This is a genomic window from Pseudogemmobacter humi, assembly GCF_900609055.1.
Lineage (GTDB): Bacteria > Pseudomonadota > Alphaproteobacteria > Rhodobacterales > Rhodobacteraceae > Pseudogemmobacter > Pseudogemmobacter humi.
In genome coordinates this window covers 1-15,829 of the sequence record NZ_UXAW01000045.1, presented here as the reverse complement: position 1 = coordinate 15,829, position 15,829 = coordinate 1, and the positions used below count along the sequence as shown (strand labels likewise).

General features: G+C 64.8%; 16 protein-coding genes and 1 pseudogene. 10 read left to right on the top strand and 7 right to left on the bottom strand.

What is annotated here, in order from left to right; all coding sequences use genetic code 11:
• Positions 1-27 precede the first annotated feature (27 nt).
• Positions 28-2,721, top strand: a complete 2,694-nt coding sequence (locus XINFAN_RS04350; protein ID WP_124085266.1) for a 2-oxoglutarate dehydrogenase E1 component — start codon at positions 28-30, stop codon at positions 2,719-2,721.
• An 82-nt stretch (positions 2,722-2,803) separates the two neighbouring features.
• Complete coding sequence (locus XINFAN_RS04345) at positions 2,804-3,325, top strand: hypothetical protein (RefSeq protein WP_124085265.1); 522 nt, start codon at positions 2,804-2,806, stop codon at positions 3,323-3,325.
• On the opposite strand, the gene XINFAN_RS04340 is transcribed toward XINFAN_RS04345, so the two are convergent.
• The 3 genes from XINFAN_RS04340 to XINFAN_RS04330 all read right to left on the bottom strand — a co-directional run bounded on the left by XINFAN_RS04340 (position 3,300) and on the right by XINFAN_RS04330 (position 6,029).
• Positions 3,300-3,779 (bottom strand): flavin reductase family protein, encoded by a 480-nt coding sequence (locus tag XINFAN_RS04340; RefSeq protein ID WP_124085264.1) that lies wholly within the window; start codon positions 3,777-3,779, stop codon positions 3,300-3,302. The genes XINFAN_RS04345 and XINFAN_RS04340 overlap by 26 nt on opposite strands.
• Entirely contained in the window at positions 3,766-4,395 is a 630-nt protein-coding gene (locus tag XINFAN_RS04335) for an FAD synthetase family protein (protein ID WP_124085263.1), read from the bottom strand. The genes XINFAN_RS04340 and XINFAN_RS04335 overlap by 14 nt, the downstream gene beginning before the upstream one ends.
• Positions 4,396-4,475: 80 nt before the next feature.
• Complete coding sequence (locus tag XINFAN_RS04330) at positions 4,476-6,029, bottom strand: 4-hydroxyphenylacetate 3-hydroxylase N-terminal domain-containing protein (protein WP_124085262.1); 1,554 nt, start codon at positions 6,027-6,029, stop codon at positions 4,476-4,478.
• A 146-nt stretch (positions 6,030-6,175) separates the two neighbouring features.
• On the opposite strand from XINFAN_RS04330, the gene XINFAN_RS04325 reads away from it, so the two are divergent.
• The gene (locus XINFAN_RS04325) at positions 6,176-6,919 is read left to right on the top strand and encodes an IclR family transcriptional regulator (RefSeq protein ID WP_160144531.1); all 744 of its coding nucleotides are present in this window, start codon (positions 6,176-6,178) and stop codon (positions 6,917-6,919) included.
• Here XINFAN_RS04325 and XINFAN_RS04320 read toward each other — a convergent pair.
• Complete coding sequence (locus tag XINFAN_RS04320) at positions 6,916-7,851, bottom strand: LysR family transcriptional regulator (protein ID WP_354002126.1); 936 nt, start codon at positions 7,849-7,851, stop codon at positions 6,916-6,918. The genes XINFAN_RS04325 and XINFAN_RS04320 overlap by 4 nt on opposite strands.
• 101 nt (positions 7,852-7,952) lie before the next feature.
• Positions 7,953-8,861, bottom strand: coding sequence for a LysR family transcriptional regulator (locus XINFAN_RS04315; RefSeq protein WP_124085259.1), 909 nt, complete (start codon positions 8,859-8,861; stop codon positions 7,953-7,955).
• A 123-nt stretch (positions 8,862-8,984) separates the two neighbouring features.
• On the opposite strand from XINFAN_RS04315, the gene XINFAN_RS04310 reads away from it, so the two are divergent.
• The 7 genes from XINFAN_RS04310 to pcaD all read left to right on the top strand — a co-directional run bounded on the left by XINFAN_RS04310 (position 8,985) and on the right by pcaD (position 15,482).
• Positions 8,985-10,163, top strand: coding sequence for a muconate/chloromuconate family cycloisomerase (locus tag XINFAN_RS04310; protein WP_124085258.1), 1,179 nt, complete (start codon positions 8,985-8,987; stop codon positions 10,161-10,163).
• Between the two features lie 12 nt (positions 10,164-10,175).
• Positions 10,176-10,466, top strand: a complete 291-nt coding sequence (gene catC, locus XINFAN_RS04305) for a muconolactone Delta-isomerase (RefSeq protein WP_124085257.1) — start codon at positions 10,176-10,178, stop codon at positions 10,464-10,466.
• A 70-nt stretch (positions 10,467-10,536) separates the two neighbouring features.
• The gene (gene catA, locus XINFAN_RS04300; protein ID WP_124085256.1) at positions 10,537-11,475 is read left to right on the top strand and encodes a catechol 1,2-dioxygenase; all 939 of its coding nucleotides are present in this window, start codon (positions 10,537-10,539) and stop codon (positions 11,473-11,475) included.
• A gap of 625 nt (positions 11,476-12,100) precedes the next feature.
• The gene (locus XINFAN_RS04295) at positions 12,101-12,832 is read left to right on the top strand and encodes a 3-oxoacid CoA-transferase subunit A (RefSeq protein ID WP_124085255.1); all 732 of its coding nucleotides are present in this window, start codon (positions 12,101-12,103) and stop codon (positions 12,830-12,832) included.
• A gap of 3 nt (positions 12,833-12,835) precedes the next feature.
• Complete coding sequence (locus XINFAN_RS04290) at positions 12,836-13,504, top strand: 3-oxoacid CoA-transferase subunit B (protein WP_124085254.1); 669 nt, start codon at positions 12,836-12,838, stop codon at positions 13,502-13,504.
• Between the two features lie 3 nt (positions 13,505-13,507).
• A complete protein-coding gene (gene pcaF, locus XINFAN_RS04285) occupies positions 13,508-14,707 on the top strand; it encodes a 3-oxoadipyl-CoA thiolase (RefSeq protein WP_124085253.1) in 1,200 nt (399 codons plus the stop codon).
• A 1-nt stretch (position 14,708) separates the two neighbouring features.
• On the top strand, positions 14,709-15,482 hold the full coding sequence (pcaD, locus tag XINFAN_RS04280; protein WP_124085252.1) for a 3-oxoadipate enol-lactonase: 774 nt from the start codon (positions 14,709-14,711) through the stop codon (positions 15,480-15,482).
• A gap of 40 nt (positions 15,483-15,522) precedes the next feature.
• On the opposite strand, the gene XINFAN_RS22570 is transcribed toward pcaD, so the two are convergent.
• Positions 15,523-15,651, bottom strand: coding sequence for a hypothetical protein (locus XINFAN_RS22570; protein ID WP_435530846.1), 129 nt, complete (start codon positions 15,649-15,651; stop codon positions 15,523-15,525).
• Between the two features lie 57 nt (positions 15,652-15,708).
• Positions 15,709-15,829 (bottom strand): annotated as a pseudogene (locus XINFAN_RS22565) (IS110 family transposase); the annotation flags it as partial.

The following is a 15,829-nucleotide window of genomic DNA, read 5'->3' as shown; positions in this document are numbered from 1 at the left end:
GGACAGTGACAAGAGGCTGCGCGAAAGATGACCCTGGCCCTCTCAGGCGATAACGGATATTTCCTTGATCTTTACGGGCGCTATTGCCGCGATCCGGGCTCGGTTCCCCCGGACTGGCGCGTCCATTTCGAGACGATGGACGGCGTTGCGACGGCCGATCCGGCACTGGGCGGCACATGGCTGGCCCTCGCCTACCGCGAATGCGGCCATACCATTGCCCGGCTCGACCCGCTCGGGCTGCGCCCGGAGGCGCGATCCGCCCGCATTGATGAGGCCCTGCGCCTCACCTCCGGCCAGGAGTTGCGGCTGACCCTGGCCGGCGAAAGCCTCGCCCTGCCCGCCAGGGTCGCGGCCGAACGGCTTTCGGCCTTCTATTGCGGTTCGGCAAGCCTTCAGGCCGGCCACCTCGATGATGAGACCGCGCGGCAATGGCTCTGGCAGGAATGGGAGCGCGGGATAGGCGCGGAACCCGATGAGGACGGGCTGACGCGCGCGCTGACCGCCATCCTGCTCGCGGATGCGTTCGAGCGGACGGTGAAGGTGAAATGGCCGACCAAGAAGCGCTTCGGCAGCGAGGGCTCGGAAAGCTCGCTCGTGCTGCTCAACGAGGCATTGGATGCCGCCGCCCGCACCGATTGCCGCGAGGTGGTGATCGGCGGCATGCATCGCGGGCGGCTGGCCTCGCTCGCCACGGTCTTCGGCAAGTCGCTTCCCGCCCTGATCGCCGAGATCAAGGGCCGCGACGTGACCACCGGCGACAGCGATTTCACCGGCGATGTGCCCTACCATAACGGGCTGCGCAGCCGGCAGAGCATCGCCGGGCAGGAAATGGATATCAGGGTGCTGCCGCATCCCTCGCATCTGACCGTGGTCGCCCCGGTGGCGATGGGCGCGGCGCGGGCGCGGCGGCAACGGCGCAGCGACGGCGACGTGCTGGCGCTGATGCTGCACACGGACGCCGCCTTTGCCGGCCAGGGGCTGGTCAGCGAGCTGCTCCAGCTTGACGGGCTGGCGGGCTATGGCACCGGCGGCACCATCCATATCGTGGTCAACAACCAGATCGGTTTCACCACCCTGCCGGAAGAGGGGCGTTCGACCCTGCATCCGACCGATATCGGCCGCGCTTACGGCCTGCCGGTCTTCCATGTGAACGGCGAAGACCCGGTCGCCGCCGCCGCCATCATGCGCACCGCCATCGCCTGGCGCAGGCACAGCGGGCGCGGCGCGCTGATCAACATGGTCTGCTATCGTCGCTATGGCCATAACGAGCTTGACGAGCCGCGCTTCACCCAGCCCGCCATGTGGGAGCGGATTGAGACCCTGCCGCCGCTGGCCCGGCATTTCGCCGAACGTGTCGGCGCGCTCTCGCTGCCCGCGCTCACACGGGCCAGTGCGGCGCGCGAGGCCTTCCAGACCCGTCTGGACGAGGCCTTCCGTTCGCAGGATGGCCGCAATGCCCATGACGAGGGCGATCAGACCATCACCTTCGGCCCCGGCCCGGTGATGCCAGGCGGGGCGATCCTAAGCGGGGCAGAGCAGCCAACCGGGCTGCCCGAGGCGCATCTGCGCCGCCTTGCGGCCGATATGACCACCATCCCCGCCGATTTCGACCCCGATCCGAAAGTCGCGACCTTCTACCGGATGCGCCGGGAGAGCCTCATTTCCGGTGAGGGCATCAACATGGCCACGGCGGAATCCCTCGCTTTCGCAACCCTGCTGGCCGAGGGCGTGCCGGTGCGGCTCAGCGGCCAGGATGCGGTGCGCGGCACCTTCACGCAGCGCCATCTCGCGGTGCATGACCGCGCGAGCGCGCGCCGCCATTTTCCGCTGGACGCGACCGCCCGCCAGGGCGCCCGGTTCGAGGCCATCAATTCGCCGCTGAGCGAATATGCCGTCCTGTCGTTTGAATATGGCGCCAGCCTTGCCGACCCTGACCGCCTGATCATCTGGGAGGCCCAGTTCGGCGATTTCCTCAACGGCGCGCAGATCGTGGTCGATCAGTTCATCACCACCGCCGAGGCGAAATGGCGGCTGCCCTCGGCGCTGGTCATCGCGCTGCCGCATGGGCTGGAGGGTCAGGGGCCGGACCATTCCTCGGCCCGGATCGAGCGTATCCTGCAATCCTGCGCCAACGGGAACATCCGGCTGGCCAATCCCTCGACGCCCGCCAACCTCTTCCACCTCCTGCGGCGCCAGATCCTCGCGCCCGAGCGCAAACCGCTTTTCCTGATCGCGCCGAAATCCCTGTTGCGCGACAAGGCCGCCACCTCGCCGCTGGCCGATTTCGGCGCCGGCACCGCGTTCCGGCCAGTCATCGCGCCCGATACCGGCGGCGCGGCGCGGCTGATCCTGTGTTCGGGCAAGTTCTCTTATGCGATTGCGGCGGCGCGGCGCGAGGCCGGTCGCGAGGATATCGCGATCGCCCGCATCGAGCAGCTTTACCCCTGCCCCGAGGCCGGGCTTCGCGATCTGCTCGCGAACCACCCCGAGGCGGAGCTCGTCTGGGTTCAGGAAGAGCCGCAGAACCAGGGTGCCTGGAGCTGGATGCGTGATCGGCTGCATGAGATCGCCCCAGGGCGGGCGCTGCGCTTTGTCGGACGCGATCCGATGGCGGCGGCGGCGGGCGGGAATATCGAGCGCCATGAGCAGGAACAGGCGGAGATCCTCGCCCGGGCGCTTGGCGACGCACCCCGCACCCCGGCCCCGAAGCGGCGGAAGTGAACAAGGCGAAAGGGCGCCCCCGGAGGCGCCCTTTCTGCTGTCGTGGGTCGCAATTCCGCCTCAGCCGCCGGCGTGTTTTCGCATGAAAGCCGCCATGCGCGTAAAGGCCGCCGATGCCTCGGGCGTGCCGCTGGCCAGCGCCGGGCGTCGAGACGAAGCTGACCTCATTGCCATCGCGGCGCAGCACATCGACGACACGGGTGAGCCGTTGGCACTGTTCGGCGGTATCCGGCGACGGCAATCAGAGGAGCGCGCGGCCGGGGCGCCGCGGCGTTTCGGACTGGCGCATATCCCGCCCCGGGCCGAGCGGCAGAAGCTGGAAATCGTGCGCGCCGCGATGCGCAATCCGAAGATGCTGCTGGACGGGCCGCAATGCCGGGGCGGCAGTCCTGTTCAACATAGATACCACGGGCTGCCTGCGCTACCGCAGCGCCACGGTCAATCACCCGCCTTACGGCCGGACTTTGAGCTCGCGGGCGAACATCCGTCTCGTATCCGCACTCCAGTTCCCTGGTCACGATCTTATCTTCGTGTCCACGAAACCGGCAGCAGCTCAGGGGAACCACAATGGGGCGCAGTCAGACTGGCTGTGCGACACGAGTGAATTTCCCGCTGCAAAACAACAGCGGTTCGCTGTCATCGCGCCGTTCCAGATGCAGGACGCGGCCGATGAACAGGGTATGATCGCCCGCCTCGATCTCTTGCGCGACCTCGGTCACGAAGATCACGGCGGCACCGGGCACCACCGGCAGATCATGGCGGTCTTCGAGGATCGTTGCGAGATCCTCATTGTGGCGGCCCGCGAAATGCCAGGCGACATGCTCCATGTCATGCGCAAGGATGCTGACCGCATACCGCCCCGAGGCCCGGATGCGCTCACGCATCTTGCTTTTGTGGTCGAGCGAGATCGTCACCAGCGGCGGATCGAGCGAGACCGACATGAAAGCATTGGCAGTCATGCCATGATCGCCGGTTTCGGTGCGCGTGGTGATGACGGTCACGCCGGTGGCAAAGCCGCCGCAGGCATTGCGCAGCTCGCGCGGATCAATTCCAGACATCGTGTTCCTCCGCATGGCGCATATCGGCTGTTGCCCAGGCCGCGCCCATGATCTGCCAGGGCGTGGGGCCGCCCAGCAATGCATGGGCGGCGTCGATCTCTCCGGCCGCACGCAGCGCCCGGATACGGCTGGATGAAATGGTCTCGCCCGCGCAGCAACAGGTGGCCTGAGCCTCGACCAGCGGGAAATGTTGTGCCAGCAGCGACACGTCTCCGGCCTGCCGTGCGCCAAAGCGGAAATCCGCGCCGACATGGATGCCCACCGGGTTGATCCGCGCCAGATCGGCGATGAAATCCTCGGGGCTGCGGCTGGCATAAAGCGCGGTGAAGGGTGCGACGACGATATAATCCGGCCCCAGAGCCGCGATGCGCGACAGCTTTTCCGACAGCGGGCAAAGCTGCGTTGCGCGCCCGAAATGCACCTTGGGCGGCGGGTCAAAGGTCCAGATCACCGCCGGCAGGCCCTGATCATGGGCTGCCGTGACCGCCGTTCGGATCAGATCCTGGTGGCCGCGATGAACCCCGTCAAACGCCCCGATGGCGATGATGCTGGCGGGCAGCGCGATCTGGCGGTCGGTGACGATCCGCACCTTTTGCCCTGAAAAATCTAACCCCATTCTGTCCTCTCCCCGAAACAGAATCCGTCACTGGTAAAGAGAGGGCGGGGTGTTGACGGCCCCGCCCCCGGTTCGACCTCTCAGGGCTGGAAGCCACCTTTCAGGCGGTTCACATCCCAGGGGTTGATGAGGTCGGGAGAGGTCCAGCCGGTCAGATCATATTCCGACATATAGTCCTGCACCGCCTGTTGCAGCACCTCCATCTCGCCGGTGGCCTGGGCGGTCAGCAGGGTCTCGATGCGGATGTTTTCGTAATTGCCGGCATAGTTCGTCTCGTAAAGCTCGTGACGGCCGCCGAATTCCGATCCCATCGCGTCCCAGAGCAGCTTCAGCAGCTTTACCCGGTCCAGCGCCACCATCCCGTTCGAGCCGCGCACGAACCGCTCAAGATAGGGGCGCACGGCGTCGGATGCGAAATCAAGCGACGAGGATGGCAGGTAGATCAGACCCGAGGCCACGTTGCGCTCGATCAGTTCCTTGATCCGGTTATAGGCCATCGGCGCGAAGATCCGCGAGGCGAGGCCATAATTCATGTTCGGCAGCACATAGCCGTCGGTGCCAGCCCATGGAACCGGGCTTTTCACCATCGCATCGGAAAACGCCCAGAACATATTGCGCCAGCCCAGAACCTCTCCCACCGCGGTCTGCGGGCCACGGAAAGCGCCCGATCCGGTCGCCTCCAGCGCCAGCGCGAAAAGGCCCGCGATGAAGTCCAGCTTGACCGCGAGGCGGGTCGCACCATGCAGCGTGAAACGCGGCACAAAGCCCGAGGCCGGGAAGAAGGCGTTGATCTTGGCGATATCGCCATAGATGAAGATGTTTTCCCATGGCACCAGCACCTTGTCGAAGACAAGGATCGCGTCGTTTTCATCCAGCCGCGACGACAGCGGATAATCAAACGGCGTGCCCATCACCGCCGCGTTCAGCTCATACGAGGCACGGCTGATCAGCTTCACGCCCGAGCTGTCCATCGGCGCGGTGAAGATCAGCGCGAATTTCTTCTCTTTGATCGGGATGCCGTAATGGGCGATGAAGTTGCAATGGGTCAGCGCCGAGCCGGTGGCGACGACCTTCGCGCCAGAGACGATCAGCCCGGCATCGGTTTCCTTCTCGACCTGCATATAGACATCGCCGGTTTCTTCAATCGGCAGATGGCGGTCGATCGGCGGATTGACGATGGCGTGGTTCCAGTAATCCAGCCGCTCCTGCGTGCGGGTATACCAGGCTTTCGCATTGCCGGCATATTCGCCGTAAAATTCGGAATTCGCGCCCAAGGTGCCCAGAAACGCCGCCTTGTAATCGGGCGAGCGGCCCATCCAGCCATTCGCCACCCGCTGCGTGGCGGCAATGGCGTCACGGCCCGCGATCAGGTCTTCGGCGGTTTTGGCGCCCTTGAAAAACGGATGCGTCCACCCGCCCGAGCCGGTATCGGTCGGGCGGCCAAGCGTGGCTTTTTCGGCGTTCAGCTTGTCATACCAGCGCGCAACCATCCGGGCAGAGTTGCGAAAGGCCGGATGGGTGGTGACATCCTTCACCCGCTCGCCATGGATATAGATCTCGCGGTTGTCGCGGATGCTGTCGAGAAATTCGGCCCCGGTATAGGGTGTCCGGGTGGCGGTGGTCTGGTCTTTCATCGCTTCCTCCCTCGGGCACGGACTCGCACCCTCTCCTGCGGGGAAGTTTTGCAGGCAGGGGAATTTGGCGGAAGGTATCGGGTAATACCTGTTCTTTTTCCGGCATTACCGGAAAGTGACATCGGGGGATGTGGGGGGAAGATGCGATGAAAACCATCCGCAAACTGGGCGATGTGCTGCGCTGTTTCACGGCGGAAGAGCCCGAACACAGTGTGACCGCCCTGTCGCGGCTGACCCAGAACTCGGTCAGTGGCACACATGATCTGGTAGACGGGATGGCCGCAATCGGGCTTTTGCACAAGATCCAGCGGGGGCGTTATCGGCTGGGGCCGCTGGTCGCCACGCTTTACCACACGCTGGAGGACAGCTCGGTCCTCCTCGGCGCGGCGCGGCCCGTGATGGCGCGGCTCCTGGCAGATCATGGCGAGACGCTGCATCTGACCATGCATGACCATGGCCGCCTCTTGCTGGTCGAGGCGATGGATGGCAGCCGCCCGCTCAATGTCTCGCCCACGGTGATCGGCCCGCATCTGATGCTGCATGAGGCCCCGCCGGGGCGGCTGCATCTGGCCTCGTTCAGTCCGGCGCGGTTGCAGGCCTGGCTGGATCAGCACAGCCGGCCGGGCGGGGCTGTGATCAGCCGCGAGCGACTGGTCGCGGATTTGCAACGAATAGCCCGCGACGGTTTCGACAGCGGCCCGGTTGGTGAGGATGCGGATCTCATGTGCCTGGCCGCCCGCGTGCTCGACCATGCCGGACGGGCGGTGGCGGTCTTGTCGATGACCGTCCCCGAGGGGCGCCATGCCCGCCAGCCCCGCGCCTTCCGCTCGGTGACGATCGAGGCCGCGCAGCAGATTTCCGTCCGGCTGGGCTACCGCGCCGCGCTTTAGGCCGCGCCGCTTTGCCCGGCGCGGACGAATTTGCGGGTGGTCTCCAGGAAATTCACCACCTGCGGCGCGCGATTATCCAGCCGCGCATGCACTGTCAGCGCGGTGCCTGGATTATGGCCCTGGTAATGGCGGTAAACCACGCCGGGCCGCGTGGTGCTGCTGACCGATTCCGGCACCACCGACAGGCCAACCCCCACGGAAACCAGCGAAATCGCGCTTTGGAAATCCTGGGTCAGCTCCAGATTGCCCGGTTTCACGCCCTCTTGTTCGCAGATCGACAGCACCAGATCGGCATAGCCCGGGCGCGGCCTGCGCGGATAAAGCACGAAATTCTGCCCGCTCAGATCGGCAAAACGCACCTCGCATTGCGCCGCCAGCGGAGAATTATCGGGGATCGCCAGCATCAGCCGCTCACGGCACAACAGCTCGCGCCGGAATTCGTCATCCTTCAACTCGGGCCGCGCCACCGCGATGTCGATTTCGCGCGTCACAAGGGCACGCTGCAATTCGGCATTGTTCATCGCCGAAAGCGCCAGTTCGACATCGGGATAGGCAGAACGGTAATCCTTTATCAGCATCGGAAGCAGCCCATGCGAGGCCGATCCGACAAAGGCCACCCGAAGCCGCCCGGCACCGCCCGCACCGACCAGCCGCGTCTCGCGCCGCGCGGCGTCAACCCGCTCGATCAGCTGGCGCGCATGCTCGCGCAGCACCAGCCCGGCCTGCGTCAGCCGGATCTGACTGCGCGAGCGGTCAAAGAGCTGCGCGCCCAGATCCTCCTCCAGCGCGGCGATCTGGCGCGACAAGGGCGGCTGCGCCATATCGAGACGCGTCGCCGCCCGGCCGAAATGCAACTCCTCGGCCACGGCAAGAAAGTATCTGAGCTGCCGGAATTCCATGATCTCCTCCCAGAGCGGAATCCGGAACGACATGGCCTTTGGGCGATCGTCCGAAGCCCGGATGGAAGCGGATTCCAAACCCTGCCACAACCCGCTAAAAAAGTATTCTTGGATACCTCTTTGATATGGTAGGGTCAGTCACGCTCCATCCAGGGCGGTGCGCTGTCGATAATGTCACCCAGCATTTCCTGCACCAAAGGCAGCCAGGACGAACTGTCCCCCGCGCGGTGACTGACAATCACGGGCGAAACCGCGCGCGGGCCCTCGATCATCCGATAGGTCAGATCCGAACGCATCTGACTGGCAGAGGCCGGGATGATGCACAGCCCCGCCGCTGCGGCGACAAGCCCAAGCGCGGTCTGAATCTCGCGCACTTCCTGCACTTCGGCCAGCGGAATATCGGCCTCCTGCACCAGGGTCAGCACCTGATCGGCATAGCTGGGGCGTGGCTCTTTCGGGTAGACGATCAGCTTTTGTCCCGCGAGGCTGGAAAGCGGCAGCGGCCCCTCATCTGCCGCCAGCGGGGCATCCGGCGGCAGCGCCAGCGCAAGGCGCTCTTCATAGATCACGGTGCTGGTCACATTGGGATCGCTCTGACGCAAACGGCCGAAACCGATATCAATGCGCCCCTCTTTCAGCGCCTGCACCTGCTGCACCGAGAGCATTTCCAGAAGCTGGATATCCAGATCCGGCACCTGCTGGCGCAGCTTGCGCACCAGTGTCGGCAAGCCGCCGTAAAGGGTCGAGGCGACGAAGCCGATGGACAGAACGCGGTTCTGGTTCAGGCCCACGCGGCGGGTTGCAGCCCGCATCTGCTCGACCCGGCCCAAGACCTGCAATGCATGTTCATGGAACAGCCGCCCGGCATCGGTCAGCCGGATCGGGCGGGTATCGCGCAGGATCAGGGGGACGCCAAGCTCCTCCTCAAGCAACTGGATCTGACGGCTGAGCGGCGGCTGCGCGATGTTCAGAACCTGCGCGGCACGGGTGAAATTACGCTCACGCGCGACGGCCACGAAGTAGCGCATCTGGCGAAGATCCATGCTGCCCTCCCCTGCCGCACCTCATCCTGGGATGGAGTCAGGCGCAGGATAATACCTTTCAGGTATCACAGCAAATGCAAATGATCTTGGACGCGGGCGAAAGCGCGCCACATGATCCACGCCATGAATCATATTATCGCCTCCCACCCGCAAAGCAGCCAGTCGGCCACAGGCATCCGTGTCGAGCGGGTCGAGACCCTGCTTGTCGATCTGCCGACCATCCGCCCGCATAAACTCTCGGTTGCGGTGATGAACGGCCAGACGCTGATGCTGGTGAAGGTGACCTGTAGCGATGGGATCACCGGGATCGGTGAGGGCACGACCATTGGCGGCCTCGCTTATGGCGGCGAAAGCCCCGAGAGCATGAAGCTGGCGATCGACACCTATTTCGCGCCGCTGATGATCGGCCAGGATGCGGGCCGGGTTCAGGCGCTGATGGCCCGGATCGGCAAGATGGTGAAGGACAATCGCTTTGCCAAAAGTGCGGTTGAGACCGCGCTGCTGGATGCACAGGGCAAACGCACCGGCTTGCCGATTTCGGAACTTTTGGGCGGGCGGCGGCGGGACCGGCTGCCGGTCGCCTGGACGCTGGCCTCGGGGGATACCGCGCGCGATATTGCCGAGGCCGGGAAGATGCTCGACCTGCGCCGCCACCGGATTTTCAAGCTGAAGATCGGCGCGAAGGATCTGCGGACCGACATCGCCCATGTTGCGGAAATCAAACGCGCTTTGGGGGATCGTGCCGCCGTACGCGTCGATGTGAACATGGCCTGGAACGAGGTCGAGGCGGCCTGGGGCATGGCGGCGCTGGCCGATGCCGGCTGTGAACTGGTCGAGCAGCCGGTCGCCACCGCCCCGGGCCTGTCGCGCCTTGTGCGCCGCTTTCCGACCGCGCTGATGGCCGATGAATCGATCACCGGGCCGGAATCGGCGTTCGAGATCGCCCGGGTCCATGGTGCCGATGTGTTCGCGATCAAGATCGAGCAGAATGGCGGGCTTTTCAACGCGCAGCGCACCGCGGCGATTGCCGATGCGGCGGGGATCGGTCTTTACGGCGGCACCATGCTGGAAGGGGCGCCGGGCACCGTGGCCTCGGCCCATCTCTTTGCGACTTTCCCGCGCCTCGACTGGGGGACCGAACTGTTCGGCCCGCTGCTTCTGACCGAGGAAATCCTCCAAGAGCCGCTCGATTACAGTGATTTCGAGCTGACAGTGCCGAACGCCCCCGGCCTTGGCATCGCATTGGATGAGGATCGGGTCGCCTTTTTTGCCCGCGATGGGTTCGCCCGCAAAAGCCGCTGAGAGGAGAAGCCGATGCTGTTTCACGTCCGCATGGATGTCCGTATTCCCCGCGACCTGCCCGCAGATGAGGCGGCGGAGATCCTCGCCCGCGAAAAGGCCTATTCGCAGGAATTGCAGGCCAGCGGCAAATGGCGCCACATCTGGCGCCTTGCCGGGGAATACGCGAATTTCAGCATCTTCGATGTGCGCGACAATACCGAACTGCATGAGATCCTGGTGGGTCTGCCGCTGTTCAAATTCATGGAAATACAGGTGACGCCGCTTCTGCGCCATCCGTCTTCGATCCGCGAGGACGACAGCTGACCCCACCACTCATGGGGCGTGTGAGGAGCTGCGCGCCCCGGTTTCCAGACGATCCAGGAGGAGAAAACCCATGACCGTCAAGATTTTCGACCGCCCAGATGTGCAATCCTTTCTCAAAACGCTGAGCGGGCTTGATAACTCCAAAGGCAATGCCCGGATGAAAGAGATCACGCATCGCCTGATGACGGATCTGTTCAGGGCCATCGACGATCTGAACATCACCCCCGATGAATACTGGACCGGGATCGCCTGGCTCAATGACATTGGCGCCGCAGGTCAGGCCGGGCTGATCTCGCCCGGTCTGGGTCTGGACCATTTCATCGATGAACGTCTTGACGCCATTGATGCCGCGCTTGGCATCGACAACCCGACGCCGCGCACCATCGAAGGCCCGCTTTACGTGGCAGGAGCACCGGAATCGGTGGGCTTTGCGCGGCTCGACGATGGCCGCGACCTCGACGGCCAGACCCTCATCATGCATGGCGTGGTCCATGACGCCGACAAAAAGCCGCTTCCGGGCGCGAAGGTCGAGGTCTGGCATTGCGACACCCGTGGCTTCTACTCGCATTTCGACCCCACCGGCCTGCAAGCGCCCTTCAACATGCGCCGCACCATCATCGCCGATGAAAACGGCCGCTACAAGTTCCAGAGCATCCTGCCCTCGGGCTATGGCGTCCCCCCGGGCAGCCCGACCGAGCGTCTGCTCTCGGCGCTTGGCCGCCACGGCCAGCGCCCGGCGCATATCCACTTCTTCGTCAGCGACCCGAACCACCGGAAACTGACCACCCAGATCAATATCGAGGGTGACCCGCTGATCAACGACGACTTCGCCTATGCCACCCGCGAGGGCCTCGTGCCGGCGATCAAGGAGCATAACGACGAGAACAGCATCCGCGAACACGGGCTGAATGGTCCGTTCGCCGAGATCGAGTTCGACATCTACCTGACCCCGTTGCTGGACGGCGTCGACAATCAGGCCAACGAACAGCGCAAGCGCGCCGCCGCCTGAGCCGGTTTCCATACGACTATCGCGCCGCCCGGATGTGGATCCGGGCGGCGTTTTCTGTCCCACCCCCAGGCTTCGGACTCATTAAGTCTCAAAGCCGGAAGACGACAGTTTCTGCGAAAGCGATGGCCGGGAGGAAGAGGATGGGGCATCTGTCTGGCCACCACGCGCCTCCGGCCCTTGGGCCTTGCTGCGCTGCGCGGGCGACACAGGCGGTCTCGTCACGGGCCAGAAGGGCGACCGAACTGCTCTCGCCGATCTGATCCGACAATCGCTCCGGCATCGGCTGCACGATCTGCGGCAGGGGCATGGAGGCCAGACAGACCGTCCCAATCCGCATAGCCCTGCTGCGTCAGGGTCAACCGGCACCGTCGCGCGGTGGCACGCTCCAGGCCGGAAGCCCCCCGCGACCTCGGCCATCGGCTGGCGCGGTCGCGTGGCGGCAAACGCCTCGATCACGGCAAGCCGCTGGCGAGGCCCGCCATCATGTCGCGCTGCTGGATGATCATCAGCTTTCATGTGCGATATATGAACAAAGTAACCATATCGCACAAAGTATCTTTACGGAAGTCCTGGCGCTGCCTATCCCCGTCACAGGTCGAAACCTGACCCGGGGAAAGGATTCCAGATGGACAAGACAGTCGCAGACCTTGCCACGGCGGTGGCGGGCATCGAGGACGGGATGACTGTCATGATCGGGGGCTTTGGGGGCGCGGGATCGCCCATTGAGCTGATCCACGCGCTGATTGATCGCTTCAGGGCGACCGGGCATCCGAAGGCGCTGACCGTGGTCAACAACAATGCCGGGAACGGGCATGTGGGCCTTGCCGCGTTGATCGAGGCCGGAATGGTCAGAAAGCTGATCTGTTCCTTCCCGCGTTCGGCCGATCCGGTGGTGTTCACCGAACTTTATCTGGCCGGCAGGATCGAGCTGGAACTGGTGCCGCAGGGGACACTCGCCGAGCGTATCCGCGCCGGAGGCGCCGGGATCCCGGCCTTCTATACGCCGACCTCGTTTGGCACCGATCTTGCAAAGGGCAAGCCGGTCGAGGAATTCGAGGGGCGCTCTTACGTGCGTGAACGCTGGCTCAAGGCCGATGTCGCGCTGGTGAAGGCGGAAACTGCCGACCGGCATGGCAATCTGACCTACCGGGCAGCGGCGCGGAACTTCAACCCTCTGATGTGTATGGCGGCGGCGCAAACCGTGGTTCAGGCCAGCCATATCGTTGCGCCGGGCGCGATTGACCCCGAGGTGATCGTCACCCCCGGTATCTTCGTGCAGAAAATCGTTCAGGTCTCCCATCCGCATCAGGAAGAGGATCTGAACCGCGCCAATGCAACCTACCCGCTGGAGGCCTGAGCGATGGAAAAACTCTCCAACAACCAGATCGCATGGCGCGCCGCGCAGGATATCGTTGCGGGTTCCTATGTGAACCTCGGCATCGGTTTCCCGGAAAAAGTCGCGCAATATCAGCCCAAAGGGCATGAGGCGATCTTTCACACCGAGAACGGCATCCTGAATTTCGGCGAAAGCCCGAAACCCGGTGAGGAAGACTGGGACGTGATCAACGCCGGCAAAAAAGCCGTGACGATCAGGCCCGGCACCGCGTTTTTCCACCATGCCGACAGCTTCGCGATGGTGCGCGGCGGGCATCTGGATGTGGCGATCCTTGGCGCCTATGAGGTCGCGGAGAACGGCGATCTGGCGAACTGGTCCACCGGGCCAAGGGGCGTGCCTGCCGTCGGCGGCGCGATGGATCTGGTTCATGGCGCGAAACGTGTGGCGGTCATCACCGACCACGTTACCAAAGACGGCAAGCCCAAGCTGGTGAAAGCCTGCACCCTGCCGCTGACGGGCGTGGGATGCGTGACGCGCATCTATACCTCGCTTGCGGTGATCGACATTGAAGGGGGGCGTTTTGTGCTGCGCGAGAAACTCCCCTCGATCTCGGTGGAAGATCTGCAAGCCGTGACCGGGGCCGAACTGGTGATCCCGGAAACCGTCGCTGACCTTATCGTGCCGGAGCTGTGATCCATGCGTGACGTTTTCATCTGCGACTATATCCGCACCCCGATTGGCCGTTTCGGCGGCAGCCTGTCCCCGGTTCGCGCCGATGATCTGGGCGCGGTGCCGCTGCGCGCGCTGATGGCGCGCAATGCGAAGGTTGACTGGGAGGCCGTCGACGATGTGGTCTTCGGCTGCGCCAATCAGGCGGGCGAGGATAACCGCAACGTCGCCCGCATGTCGGCGCTGCTGGCGGGCCTGCCGGTCGGCGTGTCCGGCACCACGATCAACCGGCTGTGCGGCTCGGGCATGGATGCTGTGCTGGTCGCCGCCCGTCAGATCGCGGCGGGCGAGGCTGATCTGATGATCGCGGGCGGGGTTGAATCGATGTCGCGGGCACCTTTCGTGATGCCCAAGGCCGAGACCGCCTTTTCCCGCGCGGCCGAGATCCACGACACCACCATCGGCTGGCGCTTTGTGAACCCGGCGATGAACGCGGCTTATGGCGTCGATTCCATGCCGCAGACCGGGCAGAACGTCGCCGATGACTTTGGCATCTCGCGCGAGGCGCAGGATGCGATGGCGCTGGCCAGCCAGAACAAGGCGGCCGCCGCGCAGGCAAATGGCCGCCTTGCGCAGGAAATCACCCCGGTGACGATCCCGCAAAGGAAGGGTGATCCGCTGATCGTGGCGCAGGACGAACACCCCCGCGCAACCACCATCGAGACGCTGGCAAAGCTGAAGCCCTTGTTTCCCAAGGGCTCCGTCACCGCGGGCAATGCCTCGGGCGTGAATGACGGGGCGGCTGCGCTGATCCTTGCCACGGCGGAGGCTGCGGCGAAGCACGGACTAACCCCGATTGTGCGCGTGCTGGGCGGGGCGACCGCCGGTGTTCCGCCCCGGATCATGGGGATCGGCCCGGCCCCTGCCAGCCAGAAACTGATCGACCGCCTTGGTCTGAAACAGACCGATTTCGACGTGATCGAGCTGAACGAGGCTTTCGCCGCCCAGGGCGTCGCCACCCTGCGCCAGCTTGGCATTGCCGATGACGATACCCGCGTGAACCCGAATGGCGGCGCGATTGCGCTTGGCCATCCGCTGGGCATGTCGGGTGCGCGGATCACCGGCACGGCGGCGCTGCAACTGGCGCTGACGGGGGGCAAACGCGCGCTGTCGACCATGTGCATCGGCGTGGGGCAAGGCATCGCCATTGCCACGGAAAGGGTCTGACATGCCCGCCCTTTCCCTCCCCTGGGGAGCCATGCATTACCGCATCGACGGGCCGGAAAACGGCCCGACGGTGATCTTTGCCAACTCGCTCGGCACCGATCTGCATCTGTGGGACGACATCGTCGCCCGCCTGCCCGGCATCCGGGCCGTGCGTTTTGACAAGCGCGGCCACGGGCTTTCCGATCTGGGCGGCGCAGTCACGGTCGAGGGCTACGCCGAAGACGCCGCCGCGCTGATCGGGGCGGCGGGCGGTGCCCCGGTGGTCTTTGTCGGCCTGTCGATCGGCGGCATGATCGGGCAGGCGCTGGCATCCATGCGCCCGGACCTCCTGCGCGGCCTGGTGCTGTCGAACACCGCGCCGAAGATGGGCACGGCAGAGGCCTGGGCTGCGCGGATCGACACCATCCGCAAGGGCGGGATCGAGGCCATCGCCGACCCGGTGATGGAGCGCTGGTTCGCCCCCGCCTTCTGCAACGGCCCTGATCTGGCGCCATGGCGCAATATGCTGATCCGCTCACCTCTTGATGGCTATGTTGCTGCCTGTGAGGCGCTTGCGGGCGCTGATCTGACCGCGAACACCGCCACCCTGCGCCTGCCCGTTCTGGTGATCGGCGGCGAAGATGACGGCGCCTCACCGCCCGATCTCGTCAAGGCGATGGCCGCGCTGATCCCCGGCGCCCGACTGCATATCCTGCCGCAAACCGGCCATATCCCGCCGGTCGAGGCCAGCGATGAAATGGCCGCGCTGCTACAAGGGTTCATCGCCGGGCTCTGAATGATCTGCTCCCCGATCCGTGGGCAGATTTCCGGCTGATTTAAGCTACGGCCGGTGCCCGCTGATCGGTTTCGATGCCGTTGAAGGAGATCACGGCGGGCGGCGGGCTACGCAGGGCATTGATCGCCTGCGTGCGCTGCCGGATCAGCAGTTCACGGATACGGAACATCGAGCCATGGTGCGCCACTGGTTCGAGCGCCGTGGCGAGGCGCCGCTCCTCGCGTCTCTTCGCTCTTCACCGGCACGAAGCGCATCGTCGGGCGCGCCGCGGCTTCGCAGATCGCCCCGGCATCCCCGCATCGCTCTTCTGGCGTTTGACGAAGGGCTTCACCTGGGCGGGCGGGATC